Consider the following 322-nt stretch of genomic DNA (forward strand, 5'->3'; position numbering starts at 1 on the left):
GAAATTAATGAGCAAGAGCACCTGTTGATGCAGTAAGGGCAACCTTACGCTGATGCGAAAAGTGCCAGGGCACGAAAGTGGGCTGGTACGGAATTTTCGTGTCCCCATCGTCTAGAGGCCTAGGACACTGCCCTTTCACGGCTGTAACAGGGGTTCGAATCCCCTTGGGGACGCCATTCCGATAATGTGTGAAAGACATTATCACCGGTCTTAACGGACCAAAATAACTTAAAGATGACTCTCACGAGTCGTGTTTAAGATATTGCTCTTTAACAATCTGGAACAAGCTGAAAATTGAAACGACACAGCTGAAACTTATCTC

The 322-nt window shown here is 46.3% G+C and carries 1 tRNA gene; it reads left to right on the forward strand.

Annotated elements, in window-relative coordinates:
* Positions 1-100 precede the first annotated feature (100 nt).
* Positions 101-176 (forward strand) — tRNA-Glu (locus ACT3RT_RS23105).
* Positions 177-322: the final 146 nt, after the last annotated feature.

It is taken from the genome of Ewingella sp. AOP9-I1-14 (assembly GCF_052375995.1).
GTDB classification, from domain to species: domain Bacteria; phylum Pseudomonadota; class Gammaproteobacteria; order Enterobacterales; family Enterobacteriaceae; genus Ewingella; species Ewingella allii.